Annotated in this window: 3 protein-coding genes; all 3 read right to left on the bottom strand. The window is 61.1% G+C overall.

All coding sequences use genetic code 11. The features are described 5' to 3' along the window. Nucleotides 1-328: 328 nt before the first annotated feature. From ACIONG_RS30385 to ACIONG_RS30395, 3 genes are read right to left on the bottom strand one after another with little or no spacing between them, the layout of a single operon-like run. Nucleotides 329-661 carry an MliC family protein gene (locus tag ACIONG_RS30385; protein ID WP_401304712.1) on the bottom strand — a complete coding sequence of 111 codons (333 nt, stop codon included), beginning with the start codon at nt 659-661 and terminating at the stop codon, nt 329-331. A 57-nt stretch (nt 662-718) separates the two neighbouring features. Continuing rightward, on the bottom strand, nt 719-940 hold the full coding sequence (locus ACIONG_RS30390; protein ID WP_401304715.1) for a hypothetical protein: 222 nt from the start codon (nt 938-940) through the stop codon (nt 719-721). Between the two features lie 34 nt (nt 941-974). Then, nucleotides 975-2,138, bottom strand: a complete 1,164-nt coding sequence (locus ACIONG_RS30395) for a phosphoglycerate kinase (protein WP_401304717.1) — start codon at nt 2,136-2,138, stop codon at nt 975-977. Nucleotides 2,139-2,188 lie beyond the last annotated feature (50 nt).

Consider the following 2,188-nt stretch of genomic DNA (forward strand, 5'->3'; position numbering starts at 1 on the left):
AACGCCGTAGCCGAACTCGGCTGCGTGGTCCAACATCTGGCGCATGCTGATAAGTGCCATTGTGTGTGTCTCTCCCGGTTTGGGTCGTTAATCGTGCCAGCCTGCCGGAGCGGCGGCGGCTATTCAAGTGATTGCAGATCGGGGGTCGAAGCCCGGTCTGGTGATTCGATAAAGCAAATTCTGTTTGTCACTGAAACTCTGTGGCGAGGGGGCTTGCCCCCGTTCGGCTGCGCAGCAGTCGTAAATAGCTTTGGGAGCGCTTCGCACTCCAACGGGGGCAAGCCCCCTCGCCACAAAAGCCCCCCACATTAGAGTGGTGGTGTGTCAGTTATTGCGCTTTGCAGCCGCGGCCAATCAAGTCATTGGTGGCGACCCAGTACACCAGGCCTTCGTCACCCTTGACGTGAAACGCCAGCATGCCATCGCTGTACAACGTGCCCGAGGCGCCCGGCTCTTCTTTCAGGCGATAGACCTGATCGCCGCCACCCAGTCGAACATCGACTTCCTTCTGGTTGGCATCGGCGTAACGCCACAGCACTTTGGCCTGGCTGTCGCAGGTCCAGGTGGTCCAGTTATCCGCCGGGGCGGACGACTGAAACAGGTTCAACTGCGCGCAACCGCCCAACAATGCCAACGCCGCAATGGCGATCAAGCCTTTCATCCGTGTTCCTCGGCTGACGGCGCATGCCGCCAGCCCTGAGTTAAAGAGTCAGACCCGTCAAGGACAACCATGTTCCTTGGCCGGGGTTTGCGTCTCGTATTTGTCCAGGCCGTCCGGCCCCGAGCGCTTGTTCAGCACCGGGTTGGTTTCGGCCTGCCAGTCGGCCTGATAACAGCCCTTCTGCGACTCGCTGGGTGCTGGCGTCGCTTCGGCCTTCGGGTTACTCCCGCAGGCCGCCAGCGAACCGGTCAGCAACAACAGTGCTAACGACTTGACCATGTGACCACTCCTTTGCCTGGCCAATCGGGCGGCCTCAGGCCTTGGCCCGGCTTTCCAGGACTTCTACGGCTGGCAGCACTTTGCCCTCGACGAATTCGAGGAACGCGCCGCCACCGGTGGAAATGTAGGAGATTTGCTCAGCCACGCCATATTTATCGATAGCGGCCAGGGTGTCGCCACCGCCAGCAATGGAGAACGCCGAGCTTTCAGCGATGGCCTGAGCCAGCACTTTGGTGCCGTTGCCGAACTGGTCGAATTCGAACACGCCGACCGGGCCGTTCCACAGAATGGTTTTCGACGATTTCAACAGTTCAGCGAAGTTGGCAGCGGTCTGCGGGCCGATGTCCAGAATCATGTCGTCAGCGGCAACGTCAGCGATCAGCTTGACGGTGGCTTCTGCGGTTTCGGCGAATTCTTTGGCAACCACCACGTCAACCGGCAGCGGCACGCTGACTTTGGCAGCGATGGCGCGCGCGGTGTCGAGCAGGTCCGGCTCGTACAGCGATTTGCCCACCGGGTGACCGGCCGCAGCGAGGAAAGTGTTGGCGATACCACCGCCGACGATCAGTTGATCGCAGATCTGGCTCAGGCTGTTCAGCACGTCGAGTTTGGTCGACACCTTGGAGCCGGCAACGATCGCAGCCATTGGCTTGGCCGGCGCGCCAAGGGCTTTGCCCAGCGCATCCAGTTCGGCAGCCAGCAGAGGGCCGGCGGCGGCGACCTTGGCGAACTTGGCCACGCCGTGGGTCGAACCTTCGGCGCGGTGAGCGGTGCCGAAGGCGTCCATCACGAACACGTCGCACAGGGCCGCGTATTGCTGGGCCAGTTCGTCAGCGTTCTTTTTCTCGCCCTTGTTGAAGCGCACGTTTTCGAACAGCACGATGTCGCCGGCCTTGACGTCTACACCGCCCAGGTAATCGGCCACCAGTGGCACTTCGCGACCCAGAGCCTTGCTCAGGTAGTCGGCGACTGGCTTGAGGCTGTTCTCGGCGGAGAACTCGCCCTCGGTCGGACGGCCCAGGTGCGAGCAAACCATCACCGCCGCACCTTTTTCCAGGGCCAGCTTGATGGTCGGCAGCGAAGCCAGGATACGCGCGTCGCTGGTGACAACACCGTCCTTGACTGGGACGTTGAGGTCTTCGCGGATCAATACGCGCTTTGCTTGCAGATCGAGGTCGGACTTCTTCAACACGGTCATGGGTCGCTCGTCCTACGGTTTTTGTGACGTTGCTGTTTGCAGCTAGTGTG

The sequence above is a fragment of the Pseudomonas sp. NPDC087817 genome (assembly GCF_044742875.1).
GTDB lineage: Bacteria > Pseudomonadota > Gammaproteobacteria > Pseudomonadales > Pseudomonadaceae > Aquipseudomonas.

Bases quoted from the DNA above. Each gene is read 5' to 3' on its own strand.
- ACIONG_RS30385 (WP_401304712.1), bottom strand. From the start codon at position 661: ATGAAAGGCTTGATCGCCATTGCGGCGTTGGCATTGTTGGGCGGTTGC.
- ACIONG_RS30390 (WP_401304715.1), bottom strand. From the start codon at position 940: ATGGTCAAGTCGTTAGCACTGTTGTTGCTGACCGGTTCGCTGGCGGCC.
- ACIONG_RS30395 (WP_401304717.1), bottom strand. From the start codon at position 2,138: ATGACCGTGTTGAAGAAGTCCGACCTCGATCTGCAAGCAAAGCGCGTA.